Below are 15,618 nucleotides of genomic sequence, written 5' to 3'. Positions count from 1 at the left end.
GCGTGGCGGCCGTCTTCCGATGACCGCGCCGCCGCCCCCACCTCCGAGGAAGCAGGCCCGGTTCGCGCCGCTCAAGGCCGCCCTCCTGTACCTTTTCGTCTGGCCGCTGCCGCTGGCCGCGCTGTTCGCCCTGTTTCGCGGCGATGGCGCCCTCCTGGTCGGCACGGCGCTGCCGTTCGGCCTGGTGGCGCTCGCCGCCTGGCTGCTCGGTCGGGGGATCGTGGCGCGCGAGCAGGAGAAGCCACCGGAGGGCTTCCCGAAACCCTTCACCGCGGCCGCCCTCCTCACCGGCGGGGCGGCCTTCCTCATTGCCATGTTTGCGGGCGGCTATTCGCCCTTGTTCTCGGCCGGCTTCGCGCTCGCCGCCGGCGCCGGTGTGGCACTCCTGTACGGAACCGACCCGGCCGGTGCGAAACCGCCCCTGCCCGAGGGTGTCGCTCCGTTCACCGCCGACGAACGCCGGCTGATCGAGCAGGCCAAGGCGTGCATCGCTTCCCTCGAGGCCGCCTCCGCCAAGCTCGCCTCGGCCGAGTTCCGCACGCGGCTCGACCGTGTGGCGCGCTGGGCCCGCGCCGTGGTCGACGAGATCGAGCGTGACCCGCGCGATCTCCGCCGCGCCCGCAAGTCGCTCACCGTCTATCTCGAAGGGGCGGAGCGGGTGACGGCGAAATACCTCGCCACCCACCCCCGCGCCGGCGACCAAGCCGGCACGCTCGAGGACGGCTACCGCCAGCTGCTCGACGAGCTCGAACGCGCCTTCGCCGAACAGCACGGCAAGCTCTTGGAGAACGACACGCTCGATCTCGACGTGCAGATCGAGGTCCTGACCAAGCGCCTCAAGCAGGAAGGCGTGATGTGACCTCCAGGGAAGGAGCCAGAGGATGACCGACACGCCCTCCGCGACCCCGATCGCGATCGCGCCCGTGACCACGCAAGTGGAGCGCGATGCCCTCATTTCCTACCGCGACGCCCCGCCCGATCGCCGCGCCCGCATCGAGGCGGCTCTGGCCACGCTCGATCTCAACGACAGCAATGCGATCCTCACCTTCGGCGCCAAGGCGCAGGAACAGGTGACGCTGATCTCCGACCAGATGCTCGAGGGAGTGCGCACGAAGGACGCGGGCGCGGCCGGCAACGCGCTCTCCGAGATGGTGGCCACGCTGCGTGGTTTCGACGTCGAGGAAGTGAGACGCGGCGGCTTCCTCTCCCGCCTGTTCGGTGCGGCGTCACCGATCGCGAGGATCCTGCAGCGCTACGAGGAGGTGCGCGGGCAGATCGACGCCATCACCGACAGGCTCGAGGAGCACAAGACCAGGCTGATGACCGACATCGCCGCGCTCGATCGGCTCTACCAGGCGAACCTCGAGTACTTTCACGCTCTCGCCGACTACATCGCGGCCGGCGAGGAGGCGCTGCGCCGGCTGGACGAGGAGACGATCCCCGCCCTCGAGCGCGAGGTCCAGGCCTCGGGAGAGATGCTGAAGGCGCAGCAGCTGCGCGACCTGCGTGCGCGCCGAGACGATCTCGAGCGGCGCGTGCACGACCTCAGGCTCACCCGGCAGGTGGCGATGCAGAGCCTGCCCTCGATCCGCCTCGTGCAGGAGAACGACAAGGCGCTGATCGGCAAGATCACCTCGACCATCGCCAATACCGTCCCGCTCTGGCGCACGCAGCTCGCCCAGGCGGTCACCATCGCGCGCAGTCAGGAGGCCGGCAAGACGCTGAAGGAAGCGACCGACCTGACCAACGACCTCCTGCGCGCGAACGCCGAGAACCTGCGCCAGGCGAACAGGGAGATCCGCGAGCAGCTCGAGCGTGGGGTGTTCGATATCGAAACGATCAAGAAGGCGAACGAGGACCTGATCGCCACCATCAACGAGAGCCTCGCCATCGCCGAGGAAGGCAAGAAGAAACGCGCGGAGGCGGAGAAGGTGCTCATCCAGTGCGAAACCGAACTGAAGCAGGTGCTCGCCGCCGCCAAGGCCCGCGCCACCCTGCCGGGAGGATCGGGGGCGAAGGGCTGAGGCGATGGTCTGGGATCTGATCCGCGGCCAGTTCGTCGACGTCATTGCCTGGACCGACGACAGCGGCGACACGATGTGCTGGCGCTTCCCGCGTCAGGGCAACGAGATCAAGTACGGCGCGCAGCTCACCGTGCGCGAGGGGCAGACGGCCGTGTTCGTCAACGAAGGCCGCATCGCCGACATCTTCCCCCCAGGGATGTACCGCCTGGAGACGAAGAACCTCCCCATCCTCTCCACGCTTCAGTCCTGGCCGCACGGCTTCGAAAGCCCGTTCAAGGCCGAGGTCTACTTCGTCGCCACCCGGCGCTTTCCCAACCTGAAGTGGGGCACGCGCAACCCGATCATGTTGCGCGACCGCGAGTTCGGCCCTGTGCGGCTGCGCGGCTTCGGCACCTACGAGGTGCGCGTGGCCGACCCAGCCACCTTCCTGCGCGAGATCGTCGGCACCGACGGGCGGTTCACCACCGACGAGATCTCGGAGGCGCTGCGCAACATGATCCTCACCCGGATCGCGACCGCGCTCGGTGCCGGCGCGATCCCGGTGCTCGACCTCGCCGCCAACCAGCAAGCGCTGTCCGAGTATCTCACCAACGCGTTGAAGCCCGACTTCGCCCAGTACGGCCTCGAACTGACGCGGCTTTTGGTCGAGAACATCTCGCTGCCGCCCGAGGTGGAGGCCGCCCTCGATACGCGCACGAAGATGGGCGTGATCGGCGATCTCCGCGCCTACGCCCAGTTCCAGGCGGCGGAGGCGATGGCGAAGGCGGCCGCCAACCCGGGCGGTGCGGCTGGGGCCGGGGTGGGGCTCGGTGCGGGGGTGGCGCTCGGCCAGCAGATCGCGGCCACACTGGCGCACAACCCCTGGGCCGCCGCTCAGGCCACCCCACCGGCGCCACCGCCGCCGCCCGCCGCCCCGCCACCCGTCCCGCCGCGGCAGTGGTTCCTGGCCTACGGCGGCACTGCGCACGGACCGATCGTGGAGAGTGCCCTCGCAGCCGAGGCGCGCGCTGGGCATCTGACCCGTGACACCCTCGTCTGGCGGGAAGGCCTGCCCGGCTGGGTGCGTGCGGGAGACGTGCCGGAACTCGCCTTTGGCCTGGTCCCGAACCCGCCCCCGCTCCCCGGGGCCTGACGCCGAGCCTGGCGGAGGCGCGGCGGAGGAGGGCGAGCGGCTCTCCCGCCTCGCCTGCTCCTCCTGCGGGGCGGAACTCACCTACGCGCCGGGTACGAGCGCGGTTCGTTGCGCCTATTGCGGACACGAGCAGACGATCGTCCCCTCGCCGTGGCAGGTGGTGGTCGAGCGCGACCTCGCCTCCGCCCTCGAGCGCGCCGCCGCCGAGCATCTCAGCGACGAACAGCGCGTGCTGAAATGCGAGACCTGTGCCGCCTCCTTCGAGGCGGACGAGCGGGCCGGGGCGCAATCCTGCCCGTTCTGCGGCAGCGCCATCGTCGCCTCGCCCGAGCGCGCGCGTCTCTTTCGCCCCGACGGCGTGGTGCCGTTCGCCATCCCGCGCGAGACGGCGCGGGAGCGCCTCAGGGCCTGGCTCGCGGGGCTCTGGTTCGCCCCCTCCGACCTCGGCCGCAAGGCGGAGGCCGAAGCGCGACTCGAGGGCCTCTACCTGCCGTTCTGGACCTACGACTGCGACACCGAGACCGAGTATCGCGGCGCGCGCGGCGTGCGCGTCACCCGCCACGTGCCGGTCACGCGCGAGGTGCAGGGAAGGGTGGTGACCGAGCTGCGGCCCGTGGTCGAACTGCACTGGACTCCCGTCTCGGGCCGGGTGGCGCGCCACTTCGACGACGTCCTGGTTCCCGCCACCGCCGCCTTGCCGCTTGCGGATCTCGGCCGGGCGGGGCGGTGGAACACGCAGTCCCTTCGCCCCTACGCCGCCGAGTGGCTGGCCGGCTTCCGCTCGGGCTTCTACGACGTGCCGCTCGATCGCGGCTTCGCCGAAGCCCAAGCCGTGATGCGCGCGGTGATCGAGACCGACATCCGGGCCGACATCGGCGGCGACGCGCAGCGCATCGAGGCGATGCGCACGCGTTGGCGCGCGGCGACCTTCAAGCACGTCCTGCTGCCGCTCTGGGTCGCCGCCTATCGCTACCGCGGGCGAACCTGGCGCTTCGTGGTCAACGGACAGACCGGAGAGGCACACGGCGAGCGGCCGTGGAGCATATGGAAAATCGCTGCCGCCGTGCTCGCCGCCGCGGCGCTGGCCGGCGTCGCCCTCTACTTCGCGGGTGGAGGCTGAAGCATCGGGAGTGGCCTCCTGCCCTCATCGTGCATGGGCGGGTTTGCGTCAGCGCAAGTCGCTGTCGCAGCCGCGTGGTAACGAGGGCTCATGGGTCTTCTTTCGCGCACCGCGATCGTGATCTCCCTGGCGGGTGCCGCCGCCGGCGGGTGGTGGTGGATTTCCCGTCCGCCTCTGGTCGAGACCGAAGCCGTCTCCCGCGGGCCTGCCGTTGAGGCGGTCTACGCCACCGGCACGGTCGAACCGGTGGTCTGGGCCCGCATCGGTCCCGTGGTGAAGGGGCGCCTCGTGTGGCTCGGGGCCCAGGAAGGCGATCGGGTCGAGCGGGGCGAGGTGCTCGCCCGGCTCGACGATACCGTGGCCCGTGCGCAGGTGCAGGAGGCCGAGGCGCGCGCGGCCTTCCTGCGCGAGGAGGCGGGGCGGTTGAGGGCGCTCGCGTCGCGCGAGATCGTCGCCCGCGCCGCCCTCGATCGGGCCGAGAGCGAAGCGAGGGCGGCGGAGGCGATCGTCGAGGCCGCCCGCCGCCGCCTCGACGATTACGTGCTGCGTTCGCCCATCGCCGGCGTGGTGCTGCGCCGCGACGGCGAGATCGGCGAGGTGGTGGACACGACGACAACGGTGTTCTGGGTCGGCGAGGCGCGCCCTCTGCGCGTCACGGCGGAGGTCGACGAGGAGGACATCCCCCGCGTCACACCCGGGTTGAAGGCGCTTCTGAAGGCCGATGCCTTTCCCGGCCGCACCCTGGACGGCACCGTGGCCGACATTACGCCCAAGGGCGACCCCAGGCTGAAGGTCTATCGCGTGCGCATCGCTCTGCCCGACGACACGCCTTTGATGGTGGGCATGACGGTGGAGGCGAACATCATCCTGCAGGCCGACCCCCAAGCCCTGCTCGTACCCACCTCCGCGCTGCGCGACGGCACGCTGTTCGTGGTCGACGGGGCGACGGTGCGGCGCGTGCCGGTGGAACTCGGCGTACGGGGCCCTCTCCGCACCGCGGTGAAGTCCGGGGTGGAGGAGGGGCAGCGCGTGGTGCGCGACCCGCCAGCAAAACTGGCCGACGGCGCGCGCATCCGTCTTCCCTCCGGTGCCGCGGCACGCTGACGCCAGATGTCGCTCACGCTGGCCATCGCGCTCGGGCACCTGAGGCGGCGCAAGCGCCAGACGATCGTCTCGCTGCTCGGAGTCGCACTCGGTGTCGGCTTCTTCATCGCCATCGCCGCCTTGATGCGCGGCTTTCAGACCTACTTCGTGCAGCAGGTGATCGACGTCGCACCCCACGTGGTGATGAAGGACGAGTTCCGCTCGCCCGACCTGCAGCCGGCAGAGCTCGCCTTCGCGGGCGGGGCGGTCGCGGTGCGCGGCGTGCGCCCGCGCGAGGCGGTGCGCGGCATCCGCGAGGCGGGCGCGAAGATCGAGGCGATCGAGGCGATCCGGGGCGTGGCGGTCGCTCCCGTGCTGCGCGGCCCGGTGCTGTTCCGATACGGCGCGCGCGACGTCGCGGTGAGCCTCGCCGGCATCGATCCGGTGCGGGAACGACGGGTGACCAATATCGAGAAGGACATGACGGCCGGGCGCCTCGAGGACCTGCGCGCGACCGCGAACGGTGTCATCGTCGGCATCGGCGTGGCGCAACGCCTCGGTGCCTCGGTCGGCGACACGGTGATCGCGGTCGCGCCTTCCGGGGTGACGACCAGTTTCCGCATCGTCGGGCTGATCGAGACGGGTGTGACCGCGCTCGATGAGCGCGAGGCGTACGTGCTGCTTCGCCTCGCCCAGGTGATCCTCGATCGGCCGAACGTGATCAACCAGATCCGCATCCGGCTCGATGACGTGCGCCAGGCCGAACCGCTGGCGCGCCGGCTCGAGGCGGTGTTCGGCTACCGCACGGAGAGCTGGGAGGAGAGCAACCGCAACGTGCTCGCGCTGTTCGTCATCCAGAACGCGATCATGTTTTCCGTCGTCGGCGCGATCCTGCTCGTCGCCGCCTTCGGCATCTACACCATCATTTCGCAGGTGGTGCACGAGAAGGCGCGCGACATCGCGATCCTGAAGTCGCTCGGTTTCCGGGCTGGCGACATCCAGGCGATTTTCCTCCTCGAGGGGGCGATCGTCGGGCTGGCGGGGGCGGTCGTCGGCTGGGCCGTGGGGTATGGGTTGATCGAAGTGCTGGCCCAGATCCGCTTCCAGTCCGCTGGGGGGCCGTTGCGCGGGCGGGAGGGCTTCATCCTCGCCCGCGAGGCCTGGACCTATCTCGCCGGCGGCGGCTTCGCCCTTGCCGCCGCGATGGTGGCGGCCTTCGTGCCCGCCCGGAAGGCCTCGCGCCTCAACCCGGTCGAGATCGTGCGCGGCGCGGCATGACCGCGCTGATCGCCGCCGAGAACGTCTCCCGCATCCTGCCCGGCCCCCAGCCGGTCGCCTTGGTGCGGGAGGTCTCGCTCGCCGTTCGCCCCGGCGAGTTCGTCGCCGTCACCGGGCCGTCGGGCTCAGGCAAGTCCTCGCTCCTCTACCTCCTCGGCCTGCTCGATCGACCGACCGAGGGCAGGATCCTGCTCGAGGGCAAGGACACGGCGCGGATGAGCGATGACGCGCTGGCCGCGGCACGGCTCGCCCGCTTGGGCTTCGTCTTCCAGTTCCACTTCCTGCTGCCGGAGTTCACGACGCTCGACAACGTGCTGATCCCGATGCGCCGGCTGGGTCGCCTGTCGGAGCGCGAGCAACAGACGCGGGCGAAGGCGCTGCTGGAGGCGCTGGGCCTTGCCGACGCGGCGGGGAAATACCCGGAGCAGCTCTCGGGCGGCATGCGCCAGCGGGTGGCGATCGCGCGGGCGCTCGCCAACGACCCGGCGGTGATCCTGGCCGACGAACCGACCGGGAACCTGGACACGAAGAACGCCTCCGCCGTGTTCGACATCTTCGCCGCCCTGGTCGGTTCGGGAGGGCGGAGCGTGGTGGTGGTGACGCACGATCAGGAGCTGGCCGCCCGGGCGACGCGCCAGGTTCGCCTGGTGGACGGGCGTATCACCTACGACAGCGCCGCCGCGGTGGCCTGAGGCCACTTCTGCCTTCGCTTTGGGCAGGTGGAGAGGCGCTAGGCAGGGCGAGGGCGGGGAAGCGCGGTGCGACTCGCCGCGTCGCAGGCGGCACGCCGCTTGCCTCGCGGCCCTCGAGCGGCCTTGCGCGGCCGCCCGCGACACGTCATCTCGCCCATGCGTGGAGGAGGAGAGGGGAGACGGGGATGCGTCGGTTCCGCATCGCAGCGTTGATCGCTTGCGTCTTTACGCTCTTCGGTGCGCCCGTGCGGGCGACCGATGTACGCTTCAGCCTGGACTGGGCGTTCCAGGGCCCGCAGGCGCCCTTCCTGCTTGCCCTCGAGCGCGGCTTCTTCCGCGACGAGGGGCTGAACGTGACGATGGACCGCGGCTTCGGCTCGGGCGACGTGCCGATCAAGATCCTCGCCGGGACCTACGACGTCGGCATCGCCGACCTCAACCCCACCATCCGGATGAAGCTCGAGCGTCCCGAGCTCGACATCTTTTCGCCCTTCATCATCTACGACGCGACGGCGCTGGCGGTGATGACGCTGCGTCGGGAGGGGATCACTCGGCCGCAGGATCTTGCCGGCAAGACCCTTGCCGCGCCCGAGGTGGATGCGGGGCGGCAGCTCTTTCCTGCCTTCGCGCGCGCGGTGGGCATCGACCCCGCTTCCGTGCGCTGGCTGACGGTCAGCCCGCAGCTCCGCGAGTCCATGCTCCTGCAGCGACAGGCGAATGCGATCACTGGCTTCATCACTTCGGGCATCCTGTCGCTGAAGGCGGGTGGCGCGCGCGCCGAGGACATCGTCACCTTCAAGTACAGCGAGTTCGGGGTGGATCTCTATTCGACGAGCCTGTTGACGACGCGGCGTTGGGCGGAAGCGAACCCGCGTGCGGTGACGGGGCTGATCCGCGCCATCGTGCGCGGCCAGAACGAGGCGCGGCGAGACCCGGATGCCGCCATCGCCGCCCTTCGTCGGCGCGATCCGCTGATCGACCCTGCGGTGGAGAAGGAACGCATGATCCTCGGCTTCACCGAACTGACCTTCACCCCGCACGTGCTCGCCAACGGCTTCGGCGCGGTGGACATGGCGCGTCTGCAGCGCTCGATCGACATCGCGCGCGGCGCTTTCGGCATCGCGCGCGAGATGAAGGCAGAGGAGGTCTATGACCCGAAGTTCCTGCCTCCCGCCGCCGACCTGAGGGTGGTTCCGTGAGAGCCGAACTGAAGTTCGTCGAGCTCGACAACGTCAGCCTCACCTATGGCGGCGGCACGCTCGCCGTCGACAAGCTCGACCTCTCGATCGCACGCGGCGAGTTCGCCGCCGTGGTCGGGCCTTCGGGCTGCGGCAAGTCCACGCTGATGAAGCTCGTCACCGGTCTTGCTCCGGCTTCGAAGGGCAATGTCGTCGTCGCCGGGCGCGAGGTGGCGGGCCCGCTGAAGATCGTCGGCATGGCGTTTCAGAACCCCACCCTGCTGCCTTGGCGCACCACGCTCGACAATGTGCTGCTGCCGCTCGAGATCGTGCAGCCCTACAAGGCGACCTTCCGGCGCGATCGCGAGAAGCATGTCGCCCGTGCCAAGGCCTTGCTCGCCACCGTGGGGCTGAAGGGGTTCGAGGAGCGTTATCCGTGGCAGCTCTCGGGCGGCATGCAGCAGCGCGCGAGCCTCTGCCGCGCGCTGATCCACGAGCCGGACCTCCTGATGCTCGATGAGCCCTTCGCGGCGCTCGATGCCTTCACCCGCGAGGAGTTGTGGGCGGTGTTGCAGGACCTCTGGCTGCAGCGCCGCTTCACCTGCATGCTGGTCACGCACGACCTGCGCGAGGCCGTCTATCTCGCGGACACCGTGCACGTGATGAGCGCGCGGCCCGGTCGGGTGATCGAGACGAAGACGATCGACATCCCGCGCCCGCGCACGCTGGAGACGACCTTCGAACCGCATTTCGTTGATCTCGTCCATCACCTGCGCGCGCGCATCGCGCAAGCGCGCGTCGCCGCCTGAGGAGAAGCCTCCGTGTCGCGTCGCTGGCAGGAAGCGCTCGGCCCCTGGTTCGTCGTGCTCGCGCTGTTCGCGCTGTGGGAAGGGGTGGTGATCGCTGCCCGCCTGCCCTCCTTCGTGCTTCCCGCACCGACCGAGGTGTTCGCCACCCTCGTGCAGTTCGCCGGGCCCATTTCCCAGCACTCGCTGCACACGCTGATGACGACGCTGATCGGCTTCGGCTTCTCCGTCATCGGCGGTGTGGCGCTCGGGGCGGCGATCGGCGCCTCGCAGGTCGCCTACAAGGCGGTGTTCCCGGTTCTGGTCGGCTTCAACTCCATCCCGAAGGTGGCGATCGTGCCGGTGCTGATCATCTGGTTCGGCATCGGCACGGTGCCCGCCGTCATCACCGCCTTTCTGATCAGCTTCTTCCCGATCGTGGTCAATGTCGCCACGGGGATCGCCACCCTGGAGCCCGAGTTGCGCGACGTGCTGCGCAGTCTCGGCGCCTCGAAGTTCGACATCCTGCGCAAGGTTGGCCTGCCGCGCGCCGCCCCGTACTTCTTCGCCTCGCTCAAGGTCGCGATCACGCTCGCCTTCGTCGGGTCCATCATCAGCGAGACCGTGGGGTCGAACGAAGGGGTTGGATACCTCATGTTGCAGGCCTCGTCGCGCTTTCAGATCCCGCTCGTCTTCGCCGCCCTCGTCGTCGTCGCCGCGATGGGCATCACGATGTATGCGATCTTCGCCGGGCTTGAGCGGCGGATGACGGGCTGGGCGACACGCGGCATGGACCAGGCGGCCTACGCGACGGGGCACTGAAGGAATGCCCGCGCGCTTCTGGCACGACCTCACTTGGCCGGAGTTCGCCGCCCTCGACCAGGCGCGCACGGTGGCGGTGCTGCCCATTGCGGCGACGGAGCAGCACGGGCCGCACCTCACCGTCTCGGTCGACACCACGATCAACGAGGGCGTGGTCGCGGCGGCGATGGGTGCGATCCCGGCTGACGTCGAGTGCCTCGTCCTGCCGACCCAGGCCGTCGGCGTTTCGGTGGAACACGGGCGGTTCCCGGGCTCGTTGACGCTTCGCCCCGAGACCGCGCTTGCCGCCTGGGAGGACATCGGCGCCTCCGTCGCCGCGGCCGGCGTCCGGCGTCTTCTCCTGCTCAACTCGCATGGCGGGCAGCCGCAGATCGCCGAGATCGTCTGCCGGAGGTTGCGCATCGCCCACCGCATGTTCGCGGCGACCGCGATGTGGAACCGGCTCATTCGCCTCGATGACCTCGTCGCCGCCGACGAGCTCCGCTTCGGCATCCACGCGGGCCAAGTGGAGACGTCGCTGATGCTCGCGCTTGCGCCGCAGCGCGTGCGCCGGGATCGGGTGCGTCCTTTTCTCAATGCCACCGCGGCCTGGGACAATCTCGTCGCCCTTCGCCGCGGCGGGGCGGTCGCCTTCGGCTGGCAGGCGCAGGACCTCAATCCGGCCGGCGCGGTCGGCGACGCTTCGGCAGCCTCCGAAACACTGGGTCGCGAGATCCTGCGCCGGGCCGGTGAAGCGGTGGCACGGCTGATCGCGGAGATGGCCGCGATCGACGTCGATGCCTTCCTGGCGGAGCAGGTCGGTGCCTGATCTCGACGCTCTTTTGGCCGATCTCGGCGGGATCGAGACCGAAACCGACCCCGTGGTGGTTCGGCTGAAGAGCCGCGACTTCTTCTGGTTCAGCCCGATCCTGAAGGCCGAACTCGAGGGCCGGCGGGGCGATCTCGTCATTCGCCCGCGGGCCGAGGACGAGGTGTTGGCGGCGCTGGGCGCCTGCGTGCGCCACCGTGTTCCCGTCACACCGCGCGGCGGCGGCACCGGCAATTACGGCCAGGCGGTGCCGGTCGCTGGTGGGGCGATCCTCGACCTCACCGGCATGGACCGCATGCTCGCGCTCGAGAACGGCATCGCCGAAGTGGAGGCCGGGGCGACGCTGCTGCAGATCGATGCCTGGGCGAGAGGGCTCGGCTGGGAGCTCCGCCTCTGGCCGTCGACCAAGCGGATGGCGACCATCGGCGGGTTCGTCGCCGGCGGCGGTGCCGGCGTGGGGGGGATCGCGTGGGGAACGTTGCGCGAGCGGGGCAATCTGGCCGGGGTCACCATCGCCACCGCCGAAGCGAGCCCGCGCCTGATCGCGCTGGAGGGAAGGGAGGCCGCACAGGCGAACCACGCCTTCGGCACCACGGGCATCATCACCCGCGTGCGCATTCCGCTCGCCCCCGCCGTCGCCTGGCGCGACCTCGCCATCGCCTTCCCCGATTTCGATCGCGCCGCCCGTTTCGCGGCTGCCTTCGGGCTGGCGGACGGGATCGCGAAGAAGCTCTGCTCGGTCATCGACTGGCCGCTCCCGTCGTACTTCAAGGGATTGGAGGAGGTCGTGCCCGAGGGGCGGCCGCTCGTGCTGGCGATGGTCTCACCGTCAGGTCTCGCTGCCACGCGCGATCTGGCTGACGAGCATGACGGCACCATCGTCGCCGAACAGGAGACGATCGCCGCCGAGCAGCACCACGACCGCACGCCGTTCTACGAATACGCCTGGAACCACACCACGCTGCATGTGCTGAAGCGCGCCAAGGGCGTGACCTATCTTCAACTCCTCTTTCCGCCCGATCGGCTGCTCGAGAGCCTGGCCGCCTTTCGCGACCGCTTCGCCGGCGAGGCATGGCTGCACACGGAGGTGGGCCGCTTCTCGGGCCGGGTGACGATGAGCGCGCTGCCGGTGGTGCGCTGGCAGGGGGCCGAGAGGCTGGCCGAGATGATCGCCACCTGCGAGGCGATGGGCATTCAGGTCGCCAATCCGCATGTCTACACGCTGGAGGAGGGGGCGCGCTGGAAGCTCGTCGCGGCGGATCGTCTCGCCTTCAAGCGCCGTGTCGACCCGTGGGGCCTTCTCAACCCGGGCAAGATGACGAGCTACGTGCCGGTGAGCGAGGATGAGGTGGCAGGATGAGCGGGGTCGCGGCTTTGCTTGCCGAACTCGACGGCATCGCGGTGGAAACCGACCGCGCGCTGGTGCGGCAGAAGAGCCGCGACTTCTTCTGGTATTCGCCGGTGCTGAAGCGCCAACTGAATGCCGTCGCCGGCGAGGCGGTGGTGATGCCGAAGACTGAGGCCGAAGTGGCGCGCGTTCTCGCCGCCGCCTTTCGCCATCGCGTTCCGGTCACGCCGCGCGGTGCCGGCACCGGCAACTACGGACAGGCGATGCCGATCCGGGGCGGCATCGTGCTCGACCTCTCGGCGCTCGATCGCATCCTCTGGGCCAAGCCCGGTGTGGTGCGGACGGAGGCCGGCGCGAAGCTGATCGACATCGACGCGCACACGCGCGCCGCCGTGGGCGGCGAGCTCCGCTTCCATCCCTCCACCCGGCGCACCGCCACCATCGGCGGCTTCATCGCCGGCGGCTCCTCTGGGATCGGCTCCTGCACCTGGGGCATCCTGCGCGAGCCCGGCAACATCCTGGGTCTTCGCCTGCTCACCATGGAGGAGACCCCGCGCGTGATCGAACTGCGCGGGCCCGACATCCAGAAGGCGAACCATGCGTACGGGACGAACGGCGTGATCACCGAGGTGGAGATGCCGCTCGCTCCGGCCTGGGAGTGGATCGACCTCGTCGCCGCCTTTCCCACGCTGATGGACGCCGCCCGCTTCGGCGATGCCTTCACCCGCCAGGACGGCATCCCGAAGAAGCTCGTCTCGATCATCGCCGCCGGCGTGCCGCAGGCGCACTTCAAGGCGCTCGACGGCAAGATCCCGGAGGGGCGCGCGGTGGCGCTGCTGATGGTTGCGGAGCCCTTCCTCGAGCATGCCCTGCCGTTCATCACCGCCCATGGCGGCGAGCTCGTGCACCGGGAACCGACCGAGGCGGCGGAAGTGCCGCTCTACGAGCACTCCTGGAACCACACGACGCTTCAGGTGCTGAAGACGGACAAGACCGTCACCTACCTGCAAACACTGTTTCCCCCGCCTCAGCATCTGGCGAAGGTGGCGGAGATGGAGGCCCGCTTCGGCGACGAGGTGCCGATGCATCTCGAGTTCGTGAAGTTCGGTGGCAAGGTGACGTGCTTCGGCCTGCAGCTGGTGCGCTTCACCACCGAGGAGCGGCTCGCCGAAATCATCGCCATCCACGAGCAGGCCGGTTGCCCGATCTTCAACCCCCACGCCTACACGCTCGAGGAGGGGGGGATGAAGAAGGTCGACCACGTGCAGCTCGCCTTCAAGCGCGAGGCCGACCCCCTTGGCTTGCTCAATCCGGGCAAGATGCTGGCCTGGGAGAACCCGGACTGGCGGCCCACGCAGAGCGTTCACCTCTACGAGACCGCGTAAGGCGGGGCGCGCTCCGCCGGTGGGGGCAGAGTTGCCGCTCGCGCGCGCTCCGGGCTAGAAGCGGCCGCGAACCGAACGGGAACGACCACGCCCCATGCCGTCCTATCAATACGTTTTCGTGATGAAGAACCTCACCAAGTCCTATCCGGGCGGGCGTGAGGTGTTCAAGGGAATCACCCTGTCCTTCCTGCCGGGGGCGAAAATCGGCGTGCTCGGCGTCAATGGTGCGGGCAAATCCACGCTGCTCAAGATCATGGCCGGCCTCGACAAGGACTACGGTGGCGAGGCCTGGGCGGCGGAAGGCGTGCGCGTCGGCTACCTGCCGCAGGAGCCACAGCTCGACCCGACCAAGACCGTCGGCGAGAACGTCAAGGCTGCGCTGGGCGACATCGTCGCCGCCCTCGAGCGGTTCAATGAAATCTCCGCCAAGTTCGCCGAACCGCTCTCCGACGAGGAGATGAACGCACTGCTAGCCGAGCAGGCCGAGCTGCAGGAGAAGATCGACGCCGCCAACGGCTGGGAAATCGACCGCCAGATCGACATCGCGCTGGATGCGCTGCGCTGCCCGCCGGCCGACAGCCCGGTGACGCACCTTTCGGGCGGCGAGAGGCGGCGCGTCGCGCTCTGCAAGCTCCTGCTCGAGAAGCCCGACCTCCTGCTGCTCGACGAACCGACCAACCACCTCGACGCCGAAAGTGTCGCCTGGCTCGAGAAGACGCTGCGCGACTATCCCGGCACGGTGATCGTCGTCACCCACGACCGCTATTTCCTCGACAACGTGACGGGCTGGATCCTCGAGATCGAGCGCGGCCGCGCCTACCCCTATGAGGGGAACTACTCCTCGTGGCTCGAGCAGAAGCGCAAGCGCCTCGAGCAGGAGGAGAAGGAGGAGACCGCGCGCATGCGGGCGCTGGCGGCGGAGCGCGAGTGGATTGCGGCAAGCCCGAAGGCGCGCCAGGCCAAGAACAAGGCCCGCATCCAGCGCTACGAGGAGATGCTGGCGCAGCAGAACGAGAAGGCCACGGGCGTGGCGGAGATCGTCATTCCGCCGGGGCCGCGGCTCGGCAGCGTGGTCATCGAGGCCGAGCACATCAGCAAGGGCTACGGCGATCGGCTGCTGATCGACGACCTTTCCTTCAAGCTGCCGCCGGGCGGCATCGTCGGCGTCATCGGGCCGAACGGTGCCGGCAAGACCACGCTGTTCCGCATGATCATCGGCACCGAGAAGCCGGACAGCGGCACCTTGCGCATCGGCGAGACGGTGAAGCTCGGCTACGTCGACCAATCCCGCGACACGCTCGATCCGAACAAGACCGTGTGGGAGGAAATCTCGGGCGGCGAGGAGGTCATTTATCTCGGCAAGCGCGCGGTGCAGTCGCGCGCCTATGTCGGCGCCTTCAACTTCAAGGGGCCGGATCAGCAGAAGAAGGTCGGCATCCTGTCGGGCGGCGAGCGCAACCGGGTGCATCTGGCGAAGATGCTGAAGTCGGGCGCGAACGTGATCCTGCTCGACGAGCCGACCAACGACCTCGACGTCGACACGCTGCGCGCGCTCGAGGAGGCGCTGATGGACTTCGCCGGCTGCGCGGTTGTGATCAGCCACGACCGCTGGTTTCTCGACCGTCTCTGCACCCACATCCTCGCCTTCGAGGGCGACAGCCACGTCGAGTGGTTCGAGGGCAACTTCCAGATGTACGAGGAGGACAAGCGCCGTCGCCTCGGCGAGCACGCCACCGATCCGCACCGAATCAAGTACAAGCCGCTGGTCAGGGTCTGAGCGGAAAAGGCCGGCGCCACCGACGCGGCGATCCAGGCGTCGCGAACGCCGACGGGTCGTGGGATAGCCTCGGTTCTTCGTTGGCTTCGGCGCGGCAGGTGTGAACCGAGCTCGACCGCCACGAGACGCTTGCGCGCGTCAGGTCAGTTGCCGCGTTCCGATCGTCGGGTCAGCGCACGGAGAGCG

Annotated in this window: 14 protein-coding genes; all 14 read left to right on the top strand. The window is 69.4% G+C overall.

What is annotated here, in order from left to right:
• Positions 1-19 precede the first annotated feature (19 nt).
• The 14 genes from DWB05_RS02965 to ettA all read left to right on the top strand — a co-directional run bounded on the left by DWB05_RS02965 (position 20) and on the right by ettA (position 15,432).
• Positions 20-859 carry a 5-bromo-4-chloroindolyl phosphate hydrolysis family protein gene (locus DWB05_RS02965; protein WP_114374885.1) on the top strand — a complete coding sequence of 280 codons (840 nt, stop codon included), beginning with the start codon at positions 20-22 and terminating at the stop codon, positions 857-859.
• 22 nt (positions 860-881) lie between these two features.
• Positions 882-2,024, top strand: coding sequence for a toxic anion resistance protein (locus tag DWB05_RS02960; RefSeq protein WP_114374883.1), 1,143 nt, complete (start codon positions 882-884; stop codon positions 2,022-2,024).
• 4 nt (positions 2,025-2,028) lie between these two features.
• Entirely contained in the window at positions 2,029-3,156 is a 1,128-nt protein-coding gene (locus DWB05_RS02955; RefSeq protein WP_114374881.1) for an SPFH domain-containing protein, read from the top strand.
• Complete coding sequence (locus DWB05_RS02950; protein WP_157967051.1) at positions 3,116-4,276, top strand: TFIIB-type zinc ribbon-containing protein; 1,161 nt, start codon at positions 3,116-3,118, stop codon at positions 4,274-4,276. Before DWB05_RS02955 ends, DWB05_RS02950 begins: the two co-directional genes overlap by 41 nt.
• Before the next feature lie 90 nt (positions 4,277-4,366).
• Positions 4,367-5,380, top strand: a complete 1,014-nt coding sequence (locus tag DWB05_RS02945; protein ID WP_114374876.1) for an efflux RND transporter periplasmic adaptor subunit — start codon at positions 4,367-4,369, stop codon at positions 5,378-5,380.
• Positions 5,381-5,386: 6 nt separating this feature from the next.
• Positions 5,387-6,637 carry an ABC transporter permease gene (locus DWB05_RS02940; protein WP_114374874.1) on the top strand — a complete coding sequence of 417 codons (1,251 nt, stop codon included), beginning with the start codon at positions 5,387-5,389 and terminating at the stop codon, positions 6,635-6,637.
• Positions 6,634-7,329 carry an ABC transporter ATP-binding protein gene (locus tag DWB05_RS02935; protein WP_114374872.1) on the top strand — a complete coding sequence of 232 codons (696 nt, stop codon included), beginning with the start codon at positions 6,634-6,636 and terminating at the stop codon, positions 7,327-7,329. Before DWB05_RS02940 ends, DWB05_RS02935 begins: the two co-directional genes overlap by 4 nt.
• Positions 7,330-7,514: 185 nt before the next feature.
• A complete protein-coding gene (locus tag DWB05_RS02930; RefSeq protein ID WP_114374870.1) occupies positions 7,515-8,528 on the top strand; it encodes an ABC transporter substrate-binding protein in 1,014 nt (337 codons plus the stop codon).
• Entirely contained in the window at positions 8,525-9,316 is a 792-nt protein-coding gene (locus tag DWB05_RS02925; protein ID WP_114374867.1) for an ABC transporter ATP-binding protein, read from the top strand. The genes DWB05_RS02930 and DWB05_RS02925 overlap by 4 nt, the downstream gene beginning before the upstream one ends.
• A 12-nt stretch (positions 9,317-9,328) precedes the next feature.
• The gene (locus tag DWB05_RS02920) at positions 9,329-10,114 is read left to right on the top strand and encodes an ABC transporter permease (protein ID WP_114374865.1); all 786 of its coding nucleotides are present in this window, start codon (positions 9,329-9,331) and stop codon (positions 10,112-10,114) included.
• Between the two features lie 4 nt (positions 10,115-10,118).
• Positions 10,119-10,922 carry a creatininase family protein gene (locus DWB05_RS02915; RefSeq protein ID WP_114374863.1) on the top strand — a complete coding sequence of 268 codons (804 nt, stop codon included), beginning with the start codon at positions 10,119-10,121 and terminating at the stop codon, positions 10,920-10,922.
• Positions 10,915-12,282 (top strand): FAD-binding oxidoreductase, encoded by a 1,368-nt coding sequence (locus tag DWB05_RS02910; RefSeq protein WP_232818367.1) that lies wholly within the window; start codon positions 10,915-10,917, stop codon positions 12,280-12,282. The genes DWB05_RS02915 and DWB05_RS02910 overlap by 8 nt, the downstream gene beginning before the upstream one ends.
• Entirely contained in the window at positions 12,279-13,655 is a 1,377-nt protein-coding gene (locus DWB05_RS02905; RefSeq protein WP_114374859.1) for an FAD-binding oxidoreductase, read from the top strand. The genes DWB05_RS02910 and DWB05_RS02905 overlap by 4 nt, the downstream gene beginning before the upstream one ends.
• A gap of 94 nt (positions 13,656-13,749) precedes the next feature.
• The gene (gene ettA / locus DWB05_RS02900; RefSeq protein WP_114374857.1) at positions 13,750-15,432 is read left to right on the top strand and encodes an energy-dependent translational throttle protein EttA; all 1,683 of its coding nucleotides are present in this window, start codon (positions 13,750-13,752) and stop codon (positions 15,430-15,432) included.
• The last annotated feature ends 186 nt before the right edge of the window (positions 15,433-15,618 follow it).

This window comes from Elioraea thermophila (ex Habib et al. 2022), from assembly GCF_003336755.1.
GTDB lineage: Bacteria > Pseudomonadota > Alphaproteobacteria > Acetobacterales > Acetobacteraceae > Elioraea > Elioraea thermophila.
The sequence above is the reverse complement of the archived record's forward strand: the minus strand, read 5'-3'. Positions and strand labels throughout refer to the sequence as shown.